The 18,230-nt window shown below is 50.3% G+C and carries 18 protein-coding genes and 1 tRNA gene; 3 read left to right on the top strand and 16 right to left on the bottom strand.

Going from position 1 to position 18,230, the window contains the following annotated elements; translation table 11 throughout:
- Positions 1-8: 8 nt before the first annotated feature.
- The 9 genes from DWZ40_RS11225 to DWZ40_RS11185 form a co-directional block, all read right to left on the bottom strand.
- Positions 9-1,484 carry a V-type ATP synthase subunit B gene (locus DWZ40_RS11225; RefSeq protein ID WP_118543131.1) on the bottom strand — a complete coding sequence of 492 codons (1,476 nt, stop codon included), beginning with the start codon at positions 1,482-1,484 and terminating at the stop codon, positions 9-11.
- 12 nt (positions 1,485-1,496) lie between these two features.
- The gene (locus tag DWZ40_RS11220) at positions 1,497-3,263 is read right to left on the bottom strand and encodes a V-type ATP synthase subunit A (RefSeq protein WP_118543130.1); all 1,767 of its coding nucleotides are present in this window, start codon (positions 3,261-3,263) and stop codon (positions 1,497-1,499) included.
- Positions 3,256-3,870: a V-type ATP synthase subunit E gene (locus DWZ40_RS11215; protein WP_347560076.1), complete on the bottom strand. Its 615-nt coding sequence runs from the start codon at positions 3,868-3,870 to the stop codon at positions 3,256-3,258. The genes DWZ40_RS11220 and DWZ40_RS11215 overlap by 8 nt, the downstream gene beginning before the upstream one ends.
- Before the next feature lie 13 nt (positions 3,871-3,883).
- Positions 3,884-4,192: a V-type ATP synthase subunit F gene (locus tag DWZ40_RS11210; protein ID WP_118543128.1), complete on the bottom strand. Its 309-nt coding sequence runs from the start codon at positions 4,190-4,192 to the stop codon at positions 3,884-3,886.
- A 1-nt stretch (position 4,193) separates the two neighbouring features.
- On the bottom strand, positions 4,194-4,625 hold the full coding sequence (locus DWZ40_RS11205; protein WP_118543127.1) for an ATP synthase subunit C: 432 nt from the start codon (positions 4,623-4,625) through the stop codon (positions 4,194-4,196).
- Positions 4,626-4,744: 119 nt separating this feature from the next.
- Positions 4,745-6,799 (bottom strand): V-type ATPase 116kDa subunit family protein, encoded by a 2,055-nt coding sequence (locus DWZ40_RS11200; RefSeq protein WP_118543203.1) that lies wholly within the window; start codon positions 6,797-6,799, stop codon positions 4,745-4,747.
- A 99-nt stretch (positions 6,800-6,898) separates the two neighbouring features.
- On the bottom strand, positions 6,899-7,942 hold the full coding sequence (locus tag DWZ40_RS11195) for a V-type ATPase subunit (protein ID WP_118543126.1): 1,044 nt from the start codon (positions 7,940-7,942) through the stop codon (positions 6,899-6,901).
- A 4-nt stretch (positions 7,943-7,946) separates the two neighbouring features.
- Positions 7,947-8,291, bottom strand: a complete 345-nt coding sequence (locus DWZ40_RS11190; protein WP_147354188.1) for an ATPase — start codon at positions 8,289-8,291, stop codon at positions 7,947-7,949.
- A gap of 192 nt (positions 8,292-8,483) precedes the next feature.
- Entirely contained in the window at positions 8,484-9,446 is a 963-nt protein-coding gene (locus tag DWZ40_RS11185) for an SH3 domain-containing protein (protein WP_118543124.1), read from the bottom strand.
- Positions 9,447-9,713: 267 nt separating this feature from the next.
- Between DWZ40_RS11185 and DWZ40_RS11180 the strand changes: the two genes are divergently transcribed.
- Positions 9,714-10,709, top strand: a complete 996-nt coding sequence (locus tag DWZ40_RS11180; RefSeq protein WP_118543123.1) for a 3'-5' exonuclease — start codon at positions 9,714-9,716, stop codon at positions 10,707-10,709.
- Between the two features lie 48 nt (positions 10,710-10,757).
- On the opposite strand, the gene DWZ40_RS11175 is transcribed toward DWZ40_RS11180, so the two are convergent.
- From DWZ40_RS11175 to DWZ40_RS11150, 7 genes are all read right to left on the bottom strand, one after another.
- Complete coding sequence (locus DWZ40_RS11175; RefSeq protein ID WP_118543122.1) at positions 10,758-12,416, bottom strand: D-alanyl-D-alanine carboxypeptidase family protein; 1,659 nt, start codon at positions 12,414-12,416, stop codon at positions 10,758-10,760.
- Positions 12,417-12,524: 108 nt separating this feature from the next.
- Complete coding sequence (locus DWZ40_RS11170) at positions 12,525-13,229, bottom strand: TIGR01906 family membrane protein (protein ID WP_118543121.1); 705 nt, start codon at positions 13,227-13,229, stop codon at positions 12,525-12,527.
- Positions 13,230-13,337: 108 nt separating this feature from the next.
- Positions 13,338-13,410, bottom strand: a tRNA-Lys gene (locus DWZ40_RS11165).
- 143 nt (positions 13,411-13,553) lie between these two features.
- The gene (gene trxA / locus DWZ40_RS11160) at positions 13,554-13,970 is read right to left on the bottom strand and encodes a thioredoxin (protein ID WP_347560075.1); all 417 of its coding nucleotides are present in this window, start codon (positions 13,968-13,970) and stop codon (positions 13,554-13,556) included.
- Between the two features lie 8 nt (positions 13,971-13,978).
- A complete protein-coding gene (locus DWZ40_RS19575) occupies positions 13,979-14,116 on the bottom strand; it encodes a hypothetical protein (protein WP_154106737.1) in 138 nt (45 codons plus the stop codon).
- A gap of 271 nt (positions 14,117-14,387) precedes the next feature.
- Positions 14,388-15,023, bottom strand: coding sequence for a tRNA (guanosine(46)-N7)-methyltransferase TrmB (trmB, locus tag DWZ40_RS11155; RefSeq protein WP_118543120.1), 636 nt, complete (start codon positions 15,021-15,023; stop codon positions 14,388-14,390).
- A 221-nt stretch (positions 15,024-15,244) separates the two neighbouring features.
- Entirely contained in the window at positions 15,245-16,135 is an 891-nt protein-coding gene (locus tag DWZ40_RS11150) for a 4Fe-4S binding protein (RefSeq protein WP_118543119.1), read from the bottom strand.
- 136 nt (positions 16,136-16,271) lie between these two features.
- Between DWZ40_RS11150 and DWZ40_RS11145 the strand changes: the two genes are divergently transcribed.
- Both DWZ40_RS11145 and DWZ40_RS11140 read left to right on the top strand, forming a co-directional pair.
- A complete protein-coding gene (locus tag DWZ40_RS11145; RefSeq protein WP_118543118.1) occupies positions 16,272-16,961 on the top strand; it encodes a Crp/Fnr family transcriptional regulator in 690 nt (229 codons plus the stop codon).
- Positions 16,962-16,992: 31 nt separating this feature from the next.
- Positions 16,993-18,186: an alanyl-tRNA editing protein gene (locus DWZ40_RS11140; RefSeq protein WP_243035317.1), complete on the top strand. Its 1,194-nt coding sequence runs from the start codon at positions 16,993-16,995 to the stop codon at positions 18,184-18,186.
- Positions 18,187-18,230 lie beyond the last annotated feature (44 nt).

Below are 18,230 nucleotides of genomic sequence, written 5' to 3'. Positions count from 1 at the left end.
ATTCCCCCTTACTGCCGCGCTGTTTCGACCTGGGCTGGTGTCACGACTGTGCCAGCCACCGCGCTCTTTTCTGTTTCCACAGCCACCAGATCCCCGTTCTCATCCAGCTTCATCGGCCGGTAATACTGATCCAGGATCTTCGTATCGATCCGGTCGAGCTCCGCTTTTGGCAAAAGTCCGAGAAGCTGCCAGCCAATGTTCAAGGTGGTTATGATATTCCGGTTATCATGGGGATCCTGTCCGACAAAGCGGTGCTCAAACTCCCGGCCAAAGACCAGATATTTTTTATCCAGCGGGGACAGCTCATCTTCGCCGATGACGGATGCCAGCGCCCTCGCATCGCCCACCTTGGCATAGCAGGAAAACAGCTGGTTTGCCACTGCCTGGTGATCCGCACGGGTGTAGCCTTCGCCGATGCCGTCCTTCATCAGACGAGACAGGCTCGGCAGCACGTTGATCGGCGGGTAAACCGACTGACCGTTTAACTCCCGGTCCAGAACGATCTGACCTTCCGTAATGTAACCGGTCAGGTCCGGGATCGGGTGGGTGATGTCATCGTTCGGCATGGTCAGGATCGGGATCTGGGTCACGGATCCGTTCACACCCTTTACAATTCCGGCGCGCTCATAAAGCGCTGCCAGTTCGCTGTACAGATAGCCCGGGAAGCCTTTTCGGGACGGGATCTCGCCCTTGGAAGAGGACACCTCACGCATCGCCTCTGCAAACGAAGTCATATCCGTCAAAATGACCAGGATGTGCATGTTCTTCTCAAATGCCAGATATTCCGCTAAAGTCAGCGCACATTTCGGCGTGATCAGACGCTCGACCACCGGGTCGTTTGCCAGGTTCATAAACATCGCCACGTGGGAGGAAACACCGCTCTCCTCAAACGTCCGGCGGAAAAATTCTGCCACATCGTGTTTCACGCCCATGGCCGCAAAAACGATCGCAAACTGCTCGTCGGAATCATCGCCCAACGATGCCTGCTGCACGATCTGCGCCGCCAGCTGGTCATGCGGAAGTCCGTTGCCGGAAAAGATCGGCAGCTTCTGACCGCGGATCAGGGTCATCAGACCATCAATCGCAGAGATTCCGGTACGGATGTAGTTACGCGGGTACTCACGGGTCACCGGGTTTAACGGCTTTCCGTTGACATCCAGCATCTTTTCCGGCAAGATCTCGCCCAGTCCGTCGATCGGCACGCCGATTCCGTTCATGGTACGACCCAGCATTTCCTCCGAAACACCGAGCTCCATCGGGTGACCGGTCAGGCGGGTATGGACATTTTTCAATCCCATGCCCTCGGTTCCCTCAAAAACCTGGATTACCGCCTTGTCTTCGTATACTTCAATGATACGACCCAGCTTCCGTTTGTTTCCGTCGACCGTCATCTCCACGATCTCGTCGTAAGCCGCACCGGAAACACCCTCTAACACTACCATGGGGCCGTTGATCGCACTCAAACCTAAATATTCAATTGCCATATCACAGCCCTCCTATGCATTCCGCTCGATGACGCCGTCATAAAAGGCGTCAATCTTCTTTTTATAGTCATCCAGCATTGCCAGATTATCGTTCGGCACATCGTACTTGATGGCAATGACCTGGTCAAAGATCGGATCCTCTTTTAATACTGACATCGGCATGCCCATCGAGATCAGGGAACGGGACTTCCGGTACAGGTACAGAATGATCTCCATCATCTTAAACTGCTTCTCCATCGGGACGCAGGTATCGTCCTTGTGGAAGGCATTCTGCTGCAGAAAGCCCACGCGGATCACCTTGGCGATCTCCAGGATCAGCTTCTGGTCGTCCGGCAGGACATCGCCGCCGATCAGCTTCACGATCTCCATCAGACTGCTCTCCTGGGACAGCAGATAGACGATCTGGTTGCGGTAGTCCACAAACTTTTTATCGACATGCTCCGTGTACCACGGACCGAGATCGTTTAAGTACTCAGAATAACTGGTCAGCCAGGAAATAGCGGGGAAATGTCTCGCGTAAGCCAGGCTCTTGTCCAGCCCCCAGAAGCAGCGCACGAAACGCTTGGTATTCTGCGTTACCGGCTCGGAGAAATCACCGCCCTGCGGCGATACCGCACCGATGATCGTCACGCTTCCCTCAGTTCCGTTTAAATTCTGCATCATACCGGCACGCTCATAAAAGGCAGACAGCTTCGATGCCAAATATGCCGGGAATCCTTCCTCCGCCGGCATCTCCTCCAGACGTCCGGAAAGCTCACGCAGTGCCTCTGCCCAACGGGAGGTGGAATCCGCCATGATCGCAACATGATAGCCCATATCCCGGTAATACTCTGCCAGCGTCAGACCGGAATACAGACTCGCCTCACGGGCTGCCACCGGCATATTGGATGTATTCGCGATCAGGGTGGTGCGGTCCATCAGCGGATTTCCGGTCTTCGGGTCGATCAGCTCGGAGAATTCCTCCAGAACCTGTGTCATCTCGTTTCCGCGCTCACCACAGCCAATGTAAATGATGATGTTCGCATCCGACCACTTTGCGATCTGATGCTGGGTCATGGTCTTTCCGGTACCAAATCCGCCCGGAATTGCCGCCGTGCCGCCCTTTGCCAGCGGAAACAGCGTATCCAGGATACGCTGGCCGGTCACAAGCGGCTGGGTTGCCGGGAAACGCTTCGCCGTCGGTCTTGCCACACGGATCGGCCATTTCTGGGTCATCGTCAGTTTTTCCTCGGTTCCGTCAAGATGCTGGATCGTTACCAGGGGATCGTTGATCGTGTATTCCCCATCTTCCACCACATCCAGCACATAGCCTTCCTTATCCGGCGGCACCATGACCTTATGAAGGATTGCCGGAGTCTCCGGCACCTCCGCAAGGATCGTGCCCCCGTATACCCGGTCACCTTTTTTCACGGTGATGTGGGTCTTCCACTTCTTTTCGTTATCCAGCGCGCTGACATTCACACCGCGGCTGATGTACGCGCCGCCACTTTTCGCGATCTCGCTCAATGGCCGCTCAATTCCATCAAAAATATTGGTCAGGATGCCCGGTGCCAGGGTAACGGACACCGGCGCACCGGTTCCTGTTACCAGCTCACCCGGACGGATCCCGGCTGTCTCCTCGTAAACCTGGATAATGGTATCCCCGGCTTTTAAGCCGATGACTTCGCCCACCAGATTCTCATGGCCTACATAGACCATCTCATTCATGGTAAAGCCCGCGTCCCCTTTCACATGGACGATCGGGCCGTTGATCCCGCAGATCACACCCGTCTTAGACATCTCCATTTCCTCCTTCTGTCAGGCTTAAGTCGAAGTGGAACTTCTCCCTGGCTTCCTCCAGCTTCGTCTGGAAGGAATTATCAATGAGGATATGGCGCGACGGGATTACCGCCCGGGTTCCTCCGGTGAAAGAATACTCGCTGATGCGGAATTCCGCGTTTCCATTGTGAAGCGCAAGGCGGTTTACTTTATCCTCATCGACCGGATCCAGGTAAATGATCACCGGATCCTGCCCTGCAAACTCTACCGCATGTTTCACCTGGCGCTCCAAAAGCTTCTGGTAGTCCTGCGTCTCCAGGTAATGCGCCAGCATATCCTTTAACTCCACAAACAGCTTGTCTTTTAATTCTTCCTGTTTCTGCCCCAGCATCCGGCGGATATCGATCTGCCCTACCGCCAGCTGTTTGTTGATCTCCCGCTCGATCTTCTCCGTTTCCTGCTGCAGCTGCAGCTTCTCACGTCTGCGGGTATCGGCTTTATGTTCCTCAAATGTCTTTTCCAGTGCGGACATATATTCATCCAGCATCCGTCCGCTGCGAACCCTGGCATCTTCCATGCAGGTGTCCAGAAAATGCTGTAATTTTTCCTCGGTGGTCACATTGGTCACCTTCCTTTTTGCATTATAATTTCAGCCCGATCGCTTCGTTGACGTAGGCCGTGATAAAGTCCGGCTTGCGGCCGGTTCCATGACGGTCCGGAATCTCTACAAACAGTGGCTGGCGATAGTTTAACTTTACCTCATTGACCAGTTCCGGGAAATCCCGCCCGAATTTTTCTGTCAGCAGTACGATTCCGATCGTCTTGTCGGCCAGGACCTTATCCAGTTCTGCCTTCAATTCCTCTTTTTCGTGCACCACCGCACCTTCCACACCGGCGAGCCGCATGCCGGTCCAGGTGTCGATGTTGTCACTGATCAGATACATCTTCATCTTACAGGGTACCAAGGATCATAAAGGAAATGATCAGTCCGTACAGGCAGACACCTTCGGCAAGACCAACGAAGATGAGGGATTTACCAAGAATGGAGCCGTCCTCACTGATCGCTCCCAGTGCGGCAGATGCTGCTGCGGATACGGCAATACCGCCGCCGATGCAGCTCATACCGGTGGAAAGTGCTGCTGCCAGATAGCCCCAGCCTGCTGCACTGTTGACTGCCTTGGCAGTTTCTTCTGCCGCAAATGCATGACCGGTAAACATGAGTCCCGCAGCCACGCCAATGGTTGCCATAAACAGAAATACATTCACGCCGATGGCGGTCTTATAACGGCCTCTCGTCTTCTCTCCTGCCGCAAACGCGCCAAACGGAACTCCAATGCTAAGGATTAATGCTGCTGCCAGTGTGATTTTTGCTAATAAAGTCATGATCTGATTCTCCTTTTTTATTCTGAATATCTTTTGTTGTTTTATCTGCGGTCTGTTTTCTGCTGTCCCGGCTTTCAGTCCTTTCCGGTACTGTCAGCCCGGGTATTTGGGAAATTCCGCTAATTCTGTCTTCCGTACGGCTTAAACTCCCGCCCGGTTCCACGGTAGAAACGGCTGAACAGCTCATAATACTCCAGACGGAGTACCTGGATGCCAACGATCAGTCCTTCCATGCCACACACGAAGAGGTTGCCCAGGACGACTACCAGCCAGTTTGGCGTTCCCGCCTCGGCACCAGCTAACATCAGGACCACTTCCATCATCGCTGCATGGCTGACTGCAAACGCGCCCACACGGACAAAGGAAAGGGTGTTGGAAAAATAGCTTAAGCATACTTCAAACAATTCAAATACACCCTGCACGAAAAACATGCCCTTTTCCTCCGGCATGATCTTCGCATGCTTCTCAGCCAGTGCCGTAAGCGGCTCCTTAAAGAAGATCACCAGAAGCGGCAGGACAAACATCACGATCAGCACAGCCGTAGCCGGAAGCGTATGTCCGCTCATGTACAGAATGATCGTGACAGCCAGTGCACCGTAGAATACGATACCTGCAATGCCGTTGGTATCAAAAAATGCCTTTTCCGTGTCATGGCTTCTCAGGCTGTTGATGACGTTCAAAACCATCGTCATCAGAACAATTCCCATGCCCATGGCAATCGCTACGATAAACACGGTATTCAAATTTCCAACAAACGGAAGGTTCGTCATCGCTGTCTTCGGATGCAGCCACAGCGGCTGTATGATATTCTCAAATCCAAAGACACTGCCGAATAAAAATCCGAAAATGGTCGAGAAGAAACCACAGCAGGAAATGATCGCCGCCAGGTTCATCTTCTTTGCCCGGTACAGCAGGTAACCGCCAAGCATCAGGCACAGGCCCTGTCCTGCATCGCCAAACATAAATCCAAATAAGAACGAGTAAGTCAGACCGAGAATGACCGTCGGGTCGATTTCCTCATACGATGGTAGTCCGTACATGCGGATGAACATCTCAAACGGCTTAAAGAGTTTCGGATTCTTTAGCTTGGTCGGCGGCTTGCTCATGATGTTTCCATGATCTTCCTCCACGAAACAGAAGGTCTTATCATCCTCTTCCAGTTCCTTGCGGAAAGCCTTCGCGTCTGTCTCGCTCATCCAGCCGCACAGAATATAAAACGTGTGATCCTTATCCTTTGTGCAGGCGGCAAGGCGGCGCACATCGAAATTTCTGGAATAGGTTTCCAGCTTCCGGCAAGCGGCTCTGAGGCTGTCTGCCTGTGCAGCCAGCGCTTTCTGAAACTGCTCATCGATCCCGCGGATCTCTTCATAGACTCCGGAAAGCTGATGCTCCAGTTCATGGGTCGCATCCACCGGGGTTCCCTCATATTCATCCGGCAGGAAAAACCGTTCAAAATGCAGCGATGCGTAAATTGCATCGATCTTATCGCAAAGCGGCTCCGGCACAAAATACACCAGCCACACATACTCTGCATCTTCCTGGCATTTGTGCACCACCGTATCGATGGTATCGTACACATAATCCATGAATTTATTGTAATACTCATGCGTCATGCGTCCAAACCGGAATTTGATATACTGAAAATGTAAAATGTCCTTCAGGTCATAATTCAGATCCGTAAACGGGATCACCCGGTCCATGGACTGCTCCATGTCCGATGCCTGCTTCTCCAGTGCTTCCTTCTTTGCCCGAAGGGACTTTAACTGCTCATCCAGACTGTGGATCGTGTTAACGGCATCTTCTACGGAAATCTGTCCGGCTCCCTCTAACTGGATTTTCAGCATTCGATCCGGTTTGCCGGACTGTTTCTGTTTTTCACCAGTCCCGGCCGCTGTTCCAGTCTTTCCTGCGGTTGCGTCTGCCCCGCTTCCAGTCTTTCCTGCTGGCACACCTGCCTCAGCCGTTCCATCGATCTCCTTCATCAGCGTTTCTGCTGTCTGCAGCTCCGCTTTGTAAGGATTGATCTCCAGATACGGCCTGAGGCTTGCCACCGTCTTAAGCTCCGACAGGGCGTTTTCCAGCTGGATCTCATATTTTGAGAGATACTGCTCCACCACCCGGTCAATATCATCCTTCGGACCTGTGATACTCAAAAACTTCATTTTTTCTATCACAAGTAATTCCTCCTGTCTGCAGCGTTCTGCTCCGTTTTCGGTCGCAATTTCCAAATACTCCCTCCGAAATTGCACCCCAAAGCTTCCCACTGCGTTCCTTTATTGTTTTGCTATCAGCCCCATGATCTCCGGCGCGGAAATTCCATACCGGATTCCCTCTAACGCCGTGACGATCTTTCGCATCTCCTGTTCCTTAAAATACAGATACGAATCCAGCACCGCCGGAGAATGCGGATAGCGGCGCCCGGTCTTTCCATAAATCTGGTCTAAAATCTGTTTCGACAAAAGCTGGACATCCGGTACCTGTCCGGCATCACCTGCATCCAGTTTTCCATACGGAGTTTCCTTTAATACGGCAAAAAACTTCGCATCATCCTCCGCCTCAACTAACTGCTTTACCGTCTCTGCACGCAGCCGGTAATGGACCGGGATCAGTAAGGCATAAATCTGCGCCGGGGAAAGCCGGTAAAAGCTCCGCGCCCGGAAGATCCACTGGATATTTAAAATATCCAGGCGGCTTCCATAGCATGCATCCAGGATTTTCCGCTCCGCTTTGCTCAAAATCTTGGTCCGCGCTTTCCAGAGAGACTGAAAATAAAATAGATCCAGCTGCAGCTCACAGTCAAACAGACTGTTCTGTTCCTTATCAAGCAGCTGCCTCAGCAGATCCCCGTATGCGCTCTTCCCCAGTGCATCGGTAAACTCTGCAAGATTTTTTGCCTTACAAAGTGCTTCGAGATCCAGATTGGAATGCTTCTCAAAAAACTCCTGGAACACCGACAGATCCGGCTGTCCTTCCCTGCCGCCCAGCATATGCCGCAGAAGCTTCTTGATCACTTCCACCTCATAATGCCGGAAGTAAAGATCCAGGAATTTCCGCTGCTTCACACTGGAGAAGCGGTAAAGCTTGGTAAAATCGCGGTACTCCGACTGGGTCAGGATCTGTTCAATATACCCCCGGTGCAGCTTCGTATCGTCCAGACCGGCAAACACTTCCGCATACGCTGGCTGCTGTTTCAGATAATCTGCCGCGCTGCGGACATCCTCCTGCTCTGCCAGCTGGCGAAACTCTTCTTCCGTCAGCAAACGGCTTTCCATTGCCCGCACCTTTGTCGTTATCCCGCTGTAGGCCAAAAGCCCCATACGATCACTCCCTTATTAGTTCCTGAAACAGCTTCTTCACATACGTTTCATGATGAAGCTCATAATTTTTTTCCATCCGTACAAGCTGCGCCTCAGCCTGTGCCTTCTGCTCAGACAATTCAGACTTCATCCGGCTTTCCATCTCCTGACGAAGATCCTGCACCTTTTTTTCTGTCTCGGCATCTGCTGTCTGGTCGAACTGCCTTGTTTTTTCTTCCATCTCAGCCGCAAACGCTTTCTTGCGTGCAGCGGCATCATCCATGACGGTCACAGCAGCTTTTTCAATCTCCGATATCCTCTTGATCACGGTATCCATCTTGCTCCTCCTTGTCTTTTCGATTGCACTCATACTCAATATATAAGTATCCATTCTATAGGTATTTTATTATATTTGTCATAAGCGCTCTGCTAACATCATACTCTTTTGCCCCAAAAACTCCATAGTGAAAATGAAAGAATAACACTTTTTTAACGATGTTTTTTTGTCAAAGTGCCGAAATCGCATTGCGAGGCTGTAGAAATTATGTTGTTAAATATATGGTTATTCTTCCTGCAGATACCGGCTTGCCACATACGCCTCCTGCCCGTTGTAGAGGATCACGGCCCAGTCAGCATTGTGGGCGCGCACATATTCCACGGTCACGCCTGCATTCAGCTGACCGATCCGCTCCGAAGAAGTACTTGGCTCCGGACGGACATTCAAAACATCCGTAGTACGGTAAACCGGTCCTGTGCTTTCCGTCTCTTTTGGCGCAGCTTCCGTTGTTTCCATGGTTTCCACAGCAGTCGGACCTTCGGTTTCCTTTGTCTGGCTTTGCGGCTTCACAAACTTCACGACCAGAAGCAAAAGGACAATACAGAGCACCGGTACCAGAAGCTTCAGCAGATTATAAAACGAAAAGGAAGCATTCCGGCCTCCCGAACGTCTCCGGCTCCTGGAAGAAGCAGCGCTGCTGTTTCGTGTTCCTGCATAAGTTCTGCCTGCGGCAGCTGCGTTTCCTTTGCTGTTTCGTGCTGTTCCAGAAGAATTCCCCGTATTTGCGCGGCCAGTACCCGCCGTACCCTTTCGTGCAGTGCCAGTATAAGACTGGCTGGAAGATTTCTGCGTCACTACCGGTCTTGTGAGCGGTTTTGCTCCTTTTCTTGTCTTGCGGTATTCATCTGCGAACGTGTACATTTCCTGAGAAAGCATGTGGTACGCCTGATTCGCGCTGTAGGCATTTGCATCGCCCTCATGAGCTGCTTTGTTGCCGATCATCCGGATCTTGTGATAGTTCTCACACGTGGTCTTGGAGATCCAGCGGTTTTCATAAAGCGCATCAATCATGTTTTTTAAATCGCTCTCATCCAGGATGCCCGCCTGATCTGCCAGATTTTTTACCATAAATTCCAGAGTCTGACGTGCTTTCATCATAGAAGCATTGTACTCTCTCTGGACAATCAGCCGTTCTGTATCGTTCACGCCCTGCTGGATCTTCTCCCAGCTGCTGTTTCCACCTGCCATAAAGAATCCCTCCTTTGTACACCGTTATTTTTCGTTCCTGTGCACGCATACGTGCCCGGCACCATAACATAACATTTACTACAATTATACTATATCCGGCAAAATTGCGCACGCAAAAAAGCATTGTTTTTCGTATTGTAAGGAAACTGTAAGTTCCTGCAAGACGCAAACAGAAGCATTCTGTTCATTCCTGTTCATGCATTACGCAAACAGCAGCAAATTCCCGCCCTAGGCAAACTGCAGCGGGTATGCTATAATAATTCCATTATGAAGAACTACATTGTATTTGACTTAGAATGGAATCAGAGCGCAAATGGAAAAGAAAAATCCATTCCGCATTTTCCCTTTGAAATTATCGAAATCGGGGCTGTAAAACTGAATGAAGCATTTCAGATGACCGGCGAATTCCACCGGCTCATCCGCCCGCAGGTCTACACACAGATGCATCACGCAATCTCCGAAGTAACCCATATGAATATGAAGGAATTGCAAAAAGATGGCGACCTGTTTCCGGATGCCGCTGCGGAGTTTCTTTCCTGGTGTGGGGAGGATGCCGTATTCTGTACCTGGGGAAACATGGATCTGTTAGAACTGCAGCGAAATATGGATTTTTACCACATGGAAAATCCTTTTCCGAAACCACTTTTTTATTATGACGTACAAAAGCTTTACGGGCTTTTCTGCCGCGACAACGCAAGAATTTCCCTGGACTCTGCCGTAGAAGAACAACAGCTTATGGAAGCGCGTCCCTTTCACCGGGCCTTAGACGACGCTTACTACACGGGGAAACTGCTCACCATGCTTGGAAACACGCCAGGACCAGAGATGATTCTGCCATTTTTGTCCGTCGATTATTACCGCCTTCCTTCTAATAGGAAAGAAGAAATCCGCATAACCTTTCCCGGCTACTCCAAATATGTTTCCCGGGTCTTTGACACCAAAGAAGAAGCCATGGCAAGCAAGAACGTCACCGAGATGATGTGCTACCGCTGCGGCCGTATGCTGCGCAAAAAAGTCCGCTGGTTTACACCAAACCAGAAAACCTATTTTGCCCTGGCGCTCTGTCCGGAACATGGATTCCTCAAAGGCAAGATCCGCATGAAAAAAGTAGAGGACGAATCGGTATTCGTAGTAAAAACCTTAAAGCTGACGGACGAAGAAGGCGCACAGGCGATCCTGCAGCGAAAAGAAGATGTCCGTAAAAAACGTGCAGAACGAAACCGAGCAAAACGAAAACAAAAACGCACAAAAAAACTTCCGTGATCTATTCTCAGATTACGGAAGTTTTTTATTGTGGACCATGAAACCAGTTTAATAATGCTTCTTCGGATCGTCCAGAAATGATTTATGTTTTTTCGGTCTGTGTTTTTCTTTCGTCTGCTTTAACGCGGAATCGGAACGTTTCTGCTGAAGCATCATGTCAAATTCCGAGGTCGTCATGCCAATATCCTGCAGACGCTGCTTGCGGCGCTCATAGCGCGCGGAGCGCTCTTCCTCTTCCCTTTTCTCGATCCGGTATTTTGCCGTGAGGAGTCCGGAACCAATGATCGCAGCCACCGCAGCTGCTCCAACAATGATCCAGAATGCCGGAGGAATGTTCAGATGGAACCCGGTCTTGCGCTTTCCAAAAGGACTTTGCTTTTCTTCGGCTTCGGAAGATGCCAGCGGATCCGTTTCGGCAAGTGCAAGCGGATCCTGATCAAACGAAGTCTCTGCCTCCAATCCGCTTTCCGTCTGTGCGCTCTGACGGCTTCCTGCTCCCACAGATGCATTGCTTTCCTCTGCCACTCCGGTTTCTGTTTCCGTATTCGTTTCTGCCTGAACGCTTGCAACGGCCGGTTCTGTTTCCTCCGCGGTCTCCTTGTGCAGCAGATAACTTGCCCCAATCTGACGGTCATTATACTGATAGGAAATGCGGGCCACCGCTGCAGACGGGGCAGACTCCGGCAGATCATAACGGATCGAAGACTGGGCTTCCGAAATATCTGCCGTTTTCGGCAGTGTCACATAGCATTCTTTCTGCATATGCAGCACAGACAAGTCTGCCGCCGGAAGTCCGGCAATGGTCATGTCATTTGAGACTGAGGAATACGTGCTGTCCGCATCCGCAATGTTCACTGACTGAAAATTGGCAAATCCAAAATCCAACAGGGCTTTGGTATCACTGTAATGCGTCTGATGACCATTTAAGATCACCGTGATCAGCTTCATTCCGTTTTTTTCCGCACACGTTACCAATGTATTTCCAGCCAGCGTGGTATAACCAGTTTTGCCGCCGATCACGCCTGCATAATACTGCGGCGCATTTTTCTTTAACATACGATGTCCCGGATACACCCGGAATCCGTCCGGATTGTGTCTGGTCGGCGGCAGATCGTAATAAAGACTGGAATCAATGGTGACAAACGTCTCATTCTGAAAAGCGGCCTGCGCGATCAGCGCCATGTCATAAGCCGAGGTATAGTGCTGCGGGTCGTTCAGTCCGCTCGGATTGTTAAAATGACTCTCCTGACATCCCAGTTCCTTTGCCTTGGCATTCATCAAAACTGCAAAATTTTTGATAGAACCGGCAGTATGCTCTGCCAGTGCGTTGGCAACCTCATTCGCCGATTTCAGCAGCATGGCATACAGACAATCCCGCACCGTCATCTTGTCGCCTACGTCCATTCCCGCACTGCTGCTTCCCTGCTCCACACTGTAGATCGCATCATGGGAAAAGGTCACTACATCATCCAGGTTGCAGTGCTCAATGACGATCAGGGCAGTCAGGATCTTGGTGATGCTGGCCGGATAATACACTGCATGTAAGTTTTTTCCATAAAGAACGGCTCCGGAACGGGCATCCATAAGAATGGCGCCTTCCGCTTCCACCGAAACATTCGACGGCCAGTCTGGAGCCGCCAGTGCCGGTGAAACAGAGATGCCGGTGAGCAAAGTCAGGCATAGCAATAGAGTCAGTATTCGTTTCATTCTGTTTTATCTCCCAAAAAGCCGGGCAAGGATGGGTTTTCCTTGTCCGGCGATATTCTTATGATCTTGGGGCATGCGATCGAAAACCAATTCACAGGCAAACCTGCATCAGATTTTCGTTTTTTTACCCCTTCTATCATTATAATAAAGGATAATGAGACAAATTGCAAATACTGCAAGAACAGATACTCCATAAGTTACGGCAATGCGCGCGGCCGTGTCCATAAAGAATGGCTCCGGAACAATATTGATCAGAAGATCCGTATCCGGATTCAGCAGCCATAAGTCATTATTGAAAAAGATATGATGGAAGATGATAAAATATTTATTGAAATCTGTGGATATGATTGCAGCAAGGATCGCCAGCACTGCAAAAAACAAGGCTGATCCTGCGCAGATCATTTTCGGCAGCACCCGGCGCACATCTGCTTTCCGTGCAAACAGCAGGACCACACAGACTACGATCAACCCAATACTGATCCGGCGAAGAGCAAGTCCACCCAAAAACAATCCTCTCACATCCTCCATATGGGCAATTTCCCGGTCGTTGAAGAATTCACGGGGCTGCCCGTCCACCACAGTCGGGACATGAAGATCTTCCCGGTTTCCACGCAGATATGCCATCATCTGGTCCGTAACATCCAAAAGATCATTCATTTCCATATGAACATCCTGCAAAACACCATATTTCGCATATTCTTTTTCGTAATAACCCGGAGTCCAGTAAGTAACCGCTTCAATCGAAGTGATCAGTAAGATGATCATCAGCGCAAAGCCACATAAAATACCAAGCAGATTGTGCAGGATTTTCATTGGAATGTATCCCCTTTCTGAATTTCAGTTCTAATGCTGCCGCAAAATCTATATAGCAAAAAACACCGACCCCGCAGCTCTCTGTCTGCAAAATCAGTGCCTTTATAATGCGCCTTCAGGGACTCGAACCCTGGACAAATAGATTAAGAGTCTACTGCTCTACCAACTGAGCTAAAGGCGCTTATTTAATTTTTTCTGTCCCGCTTGTTTGTTGCTGTCTCAGCGGCACGTTCATTATTCTATCCTAAGTCCCACCAAAAGTCAACACTTTTTTTAAATTTTTTTCAATTTTTTTCCGGTCGACTTTTGATGGGGCAAAAAGCCTTATTTTATCAGCATTTCCAGCTCTGTCTTACTCTGGACGCCAACGCGTTTTTCCACGGCTTCTCCATTTTTAAACAGAATCAGGGTAGGAATCGAGAATACTTTGTAAGTACGGGCAAGCTCCGGAGCGAAGTCCACATTCAGCTTTCCGACGATCACATCGTCCTGCTCGTTTGCCAGTTCCTCAACTGCCGGTGCCATCATCTTACACGGACCACACCAGTCTGCATAAAAATCTACCAAAACCGGCTTTTCTGATTTTAATACCTCAGCTTCAAAATTCTCAGATGTAAATTTTCTTTCCATATAGTATAGTTCCTCCTTTTCTTCCGCTATATGTTTCCCTGTGTATCTGTCTCGGATGCTATCTGACTCCTGCCATCTGTACTGCTGCAATATCCAGGTTTTCGTCTGCATATCGCATGTCAGCATTTCTTGCAGCGGTTCAGCTCCTTTTCCACCTCTTTGAAACACTTGCGCCATTTTAAAATGCGGCGGTTTAAGGCTTCCTTATCGCAGGTAGCACTGCGCAGACAGCGGACCAGTTTTTTCTTGATTGACATATGCATCACCGGTTTCTATGCTGCCGTTCGCGGCAGACGCACTTAGCAGCGGGATTTTCCACTCAGGAAATTCCTGCCCATGAACAGCAGCATTTCTTTACCGATAGTATATGCAGATCTGACTTATTCACTCACATATCCGGTCCTGACGGCATCTCATTTTTATCGCAGATGTCTGCATCCTGCAGATTCTGCTTTGGTCCGCCCGCTTTTGATTCCGCCGCACACGGCATTTCCTGACCGCCAATATGCCAGCAACGGTCAGCATCGCCTAGCGGCTTGCGATCAGCTTGCAGATGGGATTCCCCATTGCAGAAAACTTGGTCTCATACTCGGTCATGACATTGCCCTCAGCCATATCGCTGTGATGAAGGTCTCGGGTAAATGCCTCGATTTGCCATCCTGCCTCCGGAATTGCCTCCAGAGAATAGGTGAACAGATCCTGGTTATCCGTCTTGAATTCCACACGGCCGTCCTTTGCAAGAACCTGGTCATACACCTTCATGAAATCCGGTGAAGTCAGGCGGCGCTTTGCGTGACGGTCCTTTGGCCACGGATCCGAGAAGTTTAAGTAAATCTTTTCGACTTCCCCGGGCGCAAAAATCTCGCCCAGCTCTTTTGCGTCCACACACATGAAATATATATTGGGAATCTCCAGCTCTTCCCGTTTCTGAAGCGCCCGCAGCAACACGCTGGAATAACGCTCAATGCCGATGAAATTCGTCTCCGGATGTTTCTGCGCCAGCTCCATGATGAATTTGCCTTTTCCCATTCCAACCTCGATCTCGATCGGATTTGCATTGCCAAACAACTCATTAAAATGGCCACGATGCTCTTTCGGCTCCTGAATGACGAAAGGACTGCTCGTAATGGCTTCCTCTGCGCCCCGGATGTGGCGTAATCTCATAATTTTTTCCTCCGTTTATCTGTTACTGGTGATACGTTTCTGAAAACAGTCATAACGTTTTCTCTCGCCTATAACTTATAACTGCTCCGTATCTGCTCTCATTCTATCATTGCACCAGACAGTTTGCAAGGAAAAGCCGCCACAGTTAACTCCGGGAAACGAGCCAAAAAATTTCATTAAAATGAGACGTTTCTCACAGTGTCAGCCATAAAGCGACCTGCTTAGAATGCCTGGTCCAAAATCTTTCCGTCGATAGAAATCGTAACAACCTGCCACGGAATGAACTTTCCGCTGTTCTGCAGCGCCGTCATAGCTGCATGCTGCAGACCGCCGCAGCAAGGAACCTCCATGCGGACAATGGTGACACTCTGGATATCGTTGTTGCGGATGATCTCGGTCAGTTTTTCACTGTAATCCACATCATCCAGCTTCGGACAGCCGATCAGAGCCACCTTGCCTTTTAAGAATTCCTGGTGAAAATTTGCATACGCATAAGCGGTACAGTCAGCTGCAATGAGCAGGCGTGCATGATTAAAGTAAGGTGCACGCACCGGCGCCAGCTTGATCTGTACCGGCCAGTTTGTCAGCTGGGACTGCATGGAACATGGTGCTGCTGCCTCATTCTGCGCTGCCTCTGCTGCTTCCTCCGCGTGGTCGATCTGCTGCGAACGGCTTCCCGGACATCCGGTGAATGCCGGGGTTTCCTCATGCACGATCTGACGCGCGCGGCTTCCCGGACATCCGGTAAATGCCGGAGTCTCCTCATGAACGATCTGACGTGCGCGGCTTCCCGGACATCCGGTAGATGCAGATGCTTCCTGAACAGCGCTGCTGTGTGTGTCTGATGCCTGAGTGGCAGCCTGCTCCTGCTTGCGGCGTTCCATATGCGCTTTCACCGCAGCCTCATCGTAGGCAGCTGCCTCACGCTCTACAAAAGTGATCGCTCCGGTCGGGCAGGTCGGCAGACAGTCACCAAGTCCATCGCAGTAATCATCGCGCAAAAGCTGTGCCTTTCCCTCTACGATCCCGATTGCTCCCTCGTGGCAGGCATTGGCACAGATACCGCAGCCGTTGCATTTCTCCTGGTCAATATGAATCACTCTTCGAACCATGTTCTCTTCCTCCTAATAAAAAATCGATATGTGAATATACTTTTTGTTGTTTTCTTGCTTGTACAGGCAGATTATACTATAATGAGTCTCATAAAGATGTTGTTAGAACAACATTTTCGAGAAGAAAGGAAATACCATGGATAATCAGTTCCTCGCTCAGACCGTCCTGTTTCGCGGCAGCACCCCAGAACAGGTAAACGAGATGATGAAATGTTTTTACGCAAGGGAAAAGCATTACCAGAAAGGCGAAATCATTTTATATATGGGCGATCTGGTAAAGGACCTCGGAATCGTCCTGTCCGGCAGTGTGACCATCGAGCGGGATGACCTTTTTGGGAACCGCAGTATCTTCGGTCACGCCGGACCGGGGCAGATCTTTGCGGAAACCTACGCCTGTGTTCCCGGCGAACCGCTCATGGTCAATGTCGTTGCAGACCAGGACTCCGACATTCTGTTTCTGGACATCGGGCGGGTACTGACCACCTGTCAGACCACCTGCAGCCACCACAGCCAGCTAATCCGGAATCTGCTCATGGCATCCGCAAGAAAAAATCTCGGATTGTCCGAACGCATCATGCATACATCTCCAAAATCGATCCGAGGACGCCTGATCTCCTATTTTTCCGCCCAGGCAGCCAGGGAAGGAAGCCGGAATTTTTCCATTCCCTTCAACCGCCAGCAGCTTGCAGATTACCTGGAGGTCGACCGCAGCGCCCTGTCGGCAGAGCTTAGTAAAATGAAAAAAGAAGGACTGCTGGATTTCTGGAAAAACCAGTTTGCATTAAAAACAGATACAGACGAACCATCCCCAAACCAAAAGAAATGACAAAAACATTTTCTAAGATGAGAAAGATACCATGACAGCAAAGAAAGGACCGGTAACACCGACTATGGAAACAACCAAATTATATTATAAAGACAGCCACCAGGACAGCTGCCTCGCAACCGTAATCTCCTGCGAAAGAAACGAAAAAAAGAACTGCTACGAGGTCATTCTTGACCAGACCGTATTTTTCCCGGAAGGCGGCGGCCAGTACGCCGACACCGGAATTTTAGGAACCGCAAAGGTACTGGATGTTCAGGAAAAGGAGGGGCAGATCATCCACTATACCGATCAGCCACTGGATGCGGGAACCGAAGTGGAAGGTCGCATCGACTACCCCGAGCGCTTCTCCCAAATGCAGCAGCACACCGGAGAGCACATCGTCTCCGGTATCGTGCACCGTACATTCGGATATGACAACGTAGGTTTCCATCTCGGACAGGAACTGGTCACTATGGACTTTAACGGGACATTCACCGAAGAAGAATTACAGAACGTCGAGCTGGAAGCAAACGAAGCCGTTGTAAAAAATCTTCCGATTCTGGTCACCTACCCGTCCAGAGAAGAACTGGACCAGCTGGAGTACCGCAGCAAAAAAGAGCTGACCGGTCAGGTACGTATTGTTGAAATTCCTGGCTACGATGTCTGCGCCTGCTGCGCACCGCATGTAAAGCGCACCGGAGAGATTGGAATCATCCGCCTGATCGACGCAATCAAATACAAAGGCGGCACCCGTGTGACCATGGTATGCGGCTTCCGCGCCTTAAAAGATTACCGCATGAAAGAAAGTAACATCCGCGAAATCTCCCGCATGCTGTCCGCAAAGCCCGAAGAAAGCGCCCAGGCCGTAAAACGGCTTCAGGACGAAGCAAAATCCTGGAAAGAAAAACTGATCCAGACGCAGAGCCGTGCCATGGAGCAGATTCTGGAAAATCTCCCAGAGCATATGGAAAACTATCTCGTTTTTGAAAAAGATGTGGACAAAAACGTGGCTCGCCGGTTTGTAGACGAGGGAAAAAGCAAATGCCAGGGCATCTGCAGCATCTTTTTGGGAAATGACGAAGACGGTTACCGCTATATTCTCGGAAGCGAATCCGTAGACTTGAAGGCCTTCTCTAAGACCTTCCATGAAACACTTGGAGGAAAAGGCGGCGGCAAGGGAGAGATGGTGCAGGGAACCGTCAACGCATCAGAAGAGACTATACGGAATTATATAGAAAAGAAGTAACAAATCTGCAGCAGCACCAACATCCGCACCAGCGCAAGCACGAA

Origin of the sequence: Clostridium sp. AF32-12BH (assembly GCF_003477935.1) — a bacterium.
Classification (GTDB): Bacteria; Bacillota; Clostridia; order Lachnospirales; family Lachnospiraceae; genus Brotaphodocola.
The sequence above is the reverse complement of the archived record's forward strand: the minus strand, read 5'-3'. Positions and strand labels throughout refer to the sequence as shown.

Excerpts from the sequence above, each read along its gene's own strand:
- DWZ40_RS11225 (WP_118543131.1), bottom strand. The coding sequence starts at position 1,484 with ATGGCAATTGAATATTTAGGTTTGAGTGCGATCAACGGCCCCATGGTA.
- DWZ40_RS11220 (WP_118543130.1), bottom strand. The coding sequence starts at position 3,263 with ATGTCTAAGACGGGTGTGATCTGCGGGATCAACGGCCCGATCGTCCAT.
- DWZ40_RS11210 (WP_118543128.1), bottom strand. The coding sequence starts at position 4,192 with ATGAAGATGTATCTGATCAGTGACAACATCGACACCTGGACCGGCATG.
- DWZ40_RS11205 (WP_118543127.1), bottom strand. The coding sequence starts at position 4,625 with ATGACTTTATTAGCAAAAATCACACTGGCAGCAGCATTAATCCTTAGC.
- DWZ40_RS11195 (WP_118543126.1), bottom strand. The coding sequence starts at position 7,942 with ATGGGGCTTTTGGCCTACAGCGGGATAACGACAAAGGTGCGGGCAATG.
- DWZ40_RS11190 (WP_147354188.1), bottom strand. The coding sequence starts at position 8,291 with ATGAGTGCAATCGAAAAGACAAGGAGGAGCAAGATGGATACCGTGATC.
- DWZ40_RS11185 (WP_118543124.1), bottom strand. The coding sequence starts at position 9,446 with ATGGCAGGTGGAAACAGCAGCTGGGAGAAGATCCAGCAGGGCGTGAAC.
- DWZ40_RS11180 (WP_118543123.1), top strand. The coding sequence starts at position 9,714 with ATGAAGAACTACATTGTATTTGACTTAGAATGGAATCAGAGCGCAAAT.
- DWZ40_RS11175 (WP_118543122.1), bottom strand. The coding sequence starts at position 12,416 with ATGAAACGAATACTGACTCTATTGCTATGCCTGACTTTGCTCACCGGC.
- DWZ40_RS11170 (WP_118543121.1), bottom strand. The coding sequence starts at position 13,229 with ATGAAAATCCTGCACAATCTGCTTGGTATTTTATGTGGCTTTGCGCTG.
- trxA (WP_347560075.1), bottom strand. The coding sequence starts at position 13,970 with ATGCAGACGAAAACCTGGATATTGCAGCAGTACAGATGGCAGGAGTCA.
- DWZ40_RS19575 (WP_154106737.1), bottom strand. The coding sequence starts at position 14,116 with ATGTCAATCAAGAAAAAACTGGTCCGCTGTCTGCGCAGTGCTACCTGC.
- trmB (WP_118543120.1), bottom strand. The coding sequence starts at position 15,023 with ATGAGATTACGCCACATCCGGGGCGCAGAGGAAGCCATTACGAGCAGT.
- DWZ40_RS11150 (WP_118543119.1), bottom strand. The coding sequence starts at position 16,135 with ATGGTTCGAAGAGTGATTCATATTGACCAGGAGAAATGCAACGGCTGC.
- DWZ40_RS11145 (WP_118543118.1), top strand. The coding sequence starts at position 16,272 with ATGGATAATCAGTTCCTCGCTCAGACCGTCCTGTTTCGCGGCAGCACC.
- DWZ40_RS11140 (WP_243035317.1), top strand. The coding sequence starts at position 16,993 with ATGACAGCAAAGAAAGGACCGGTAACACCGACTATGGAAACAACCAAA.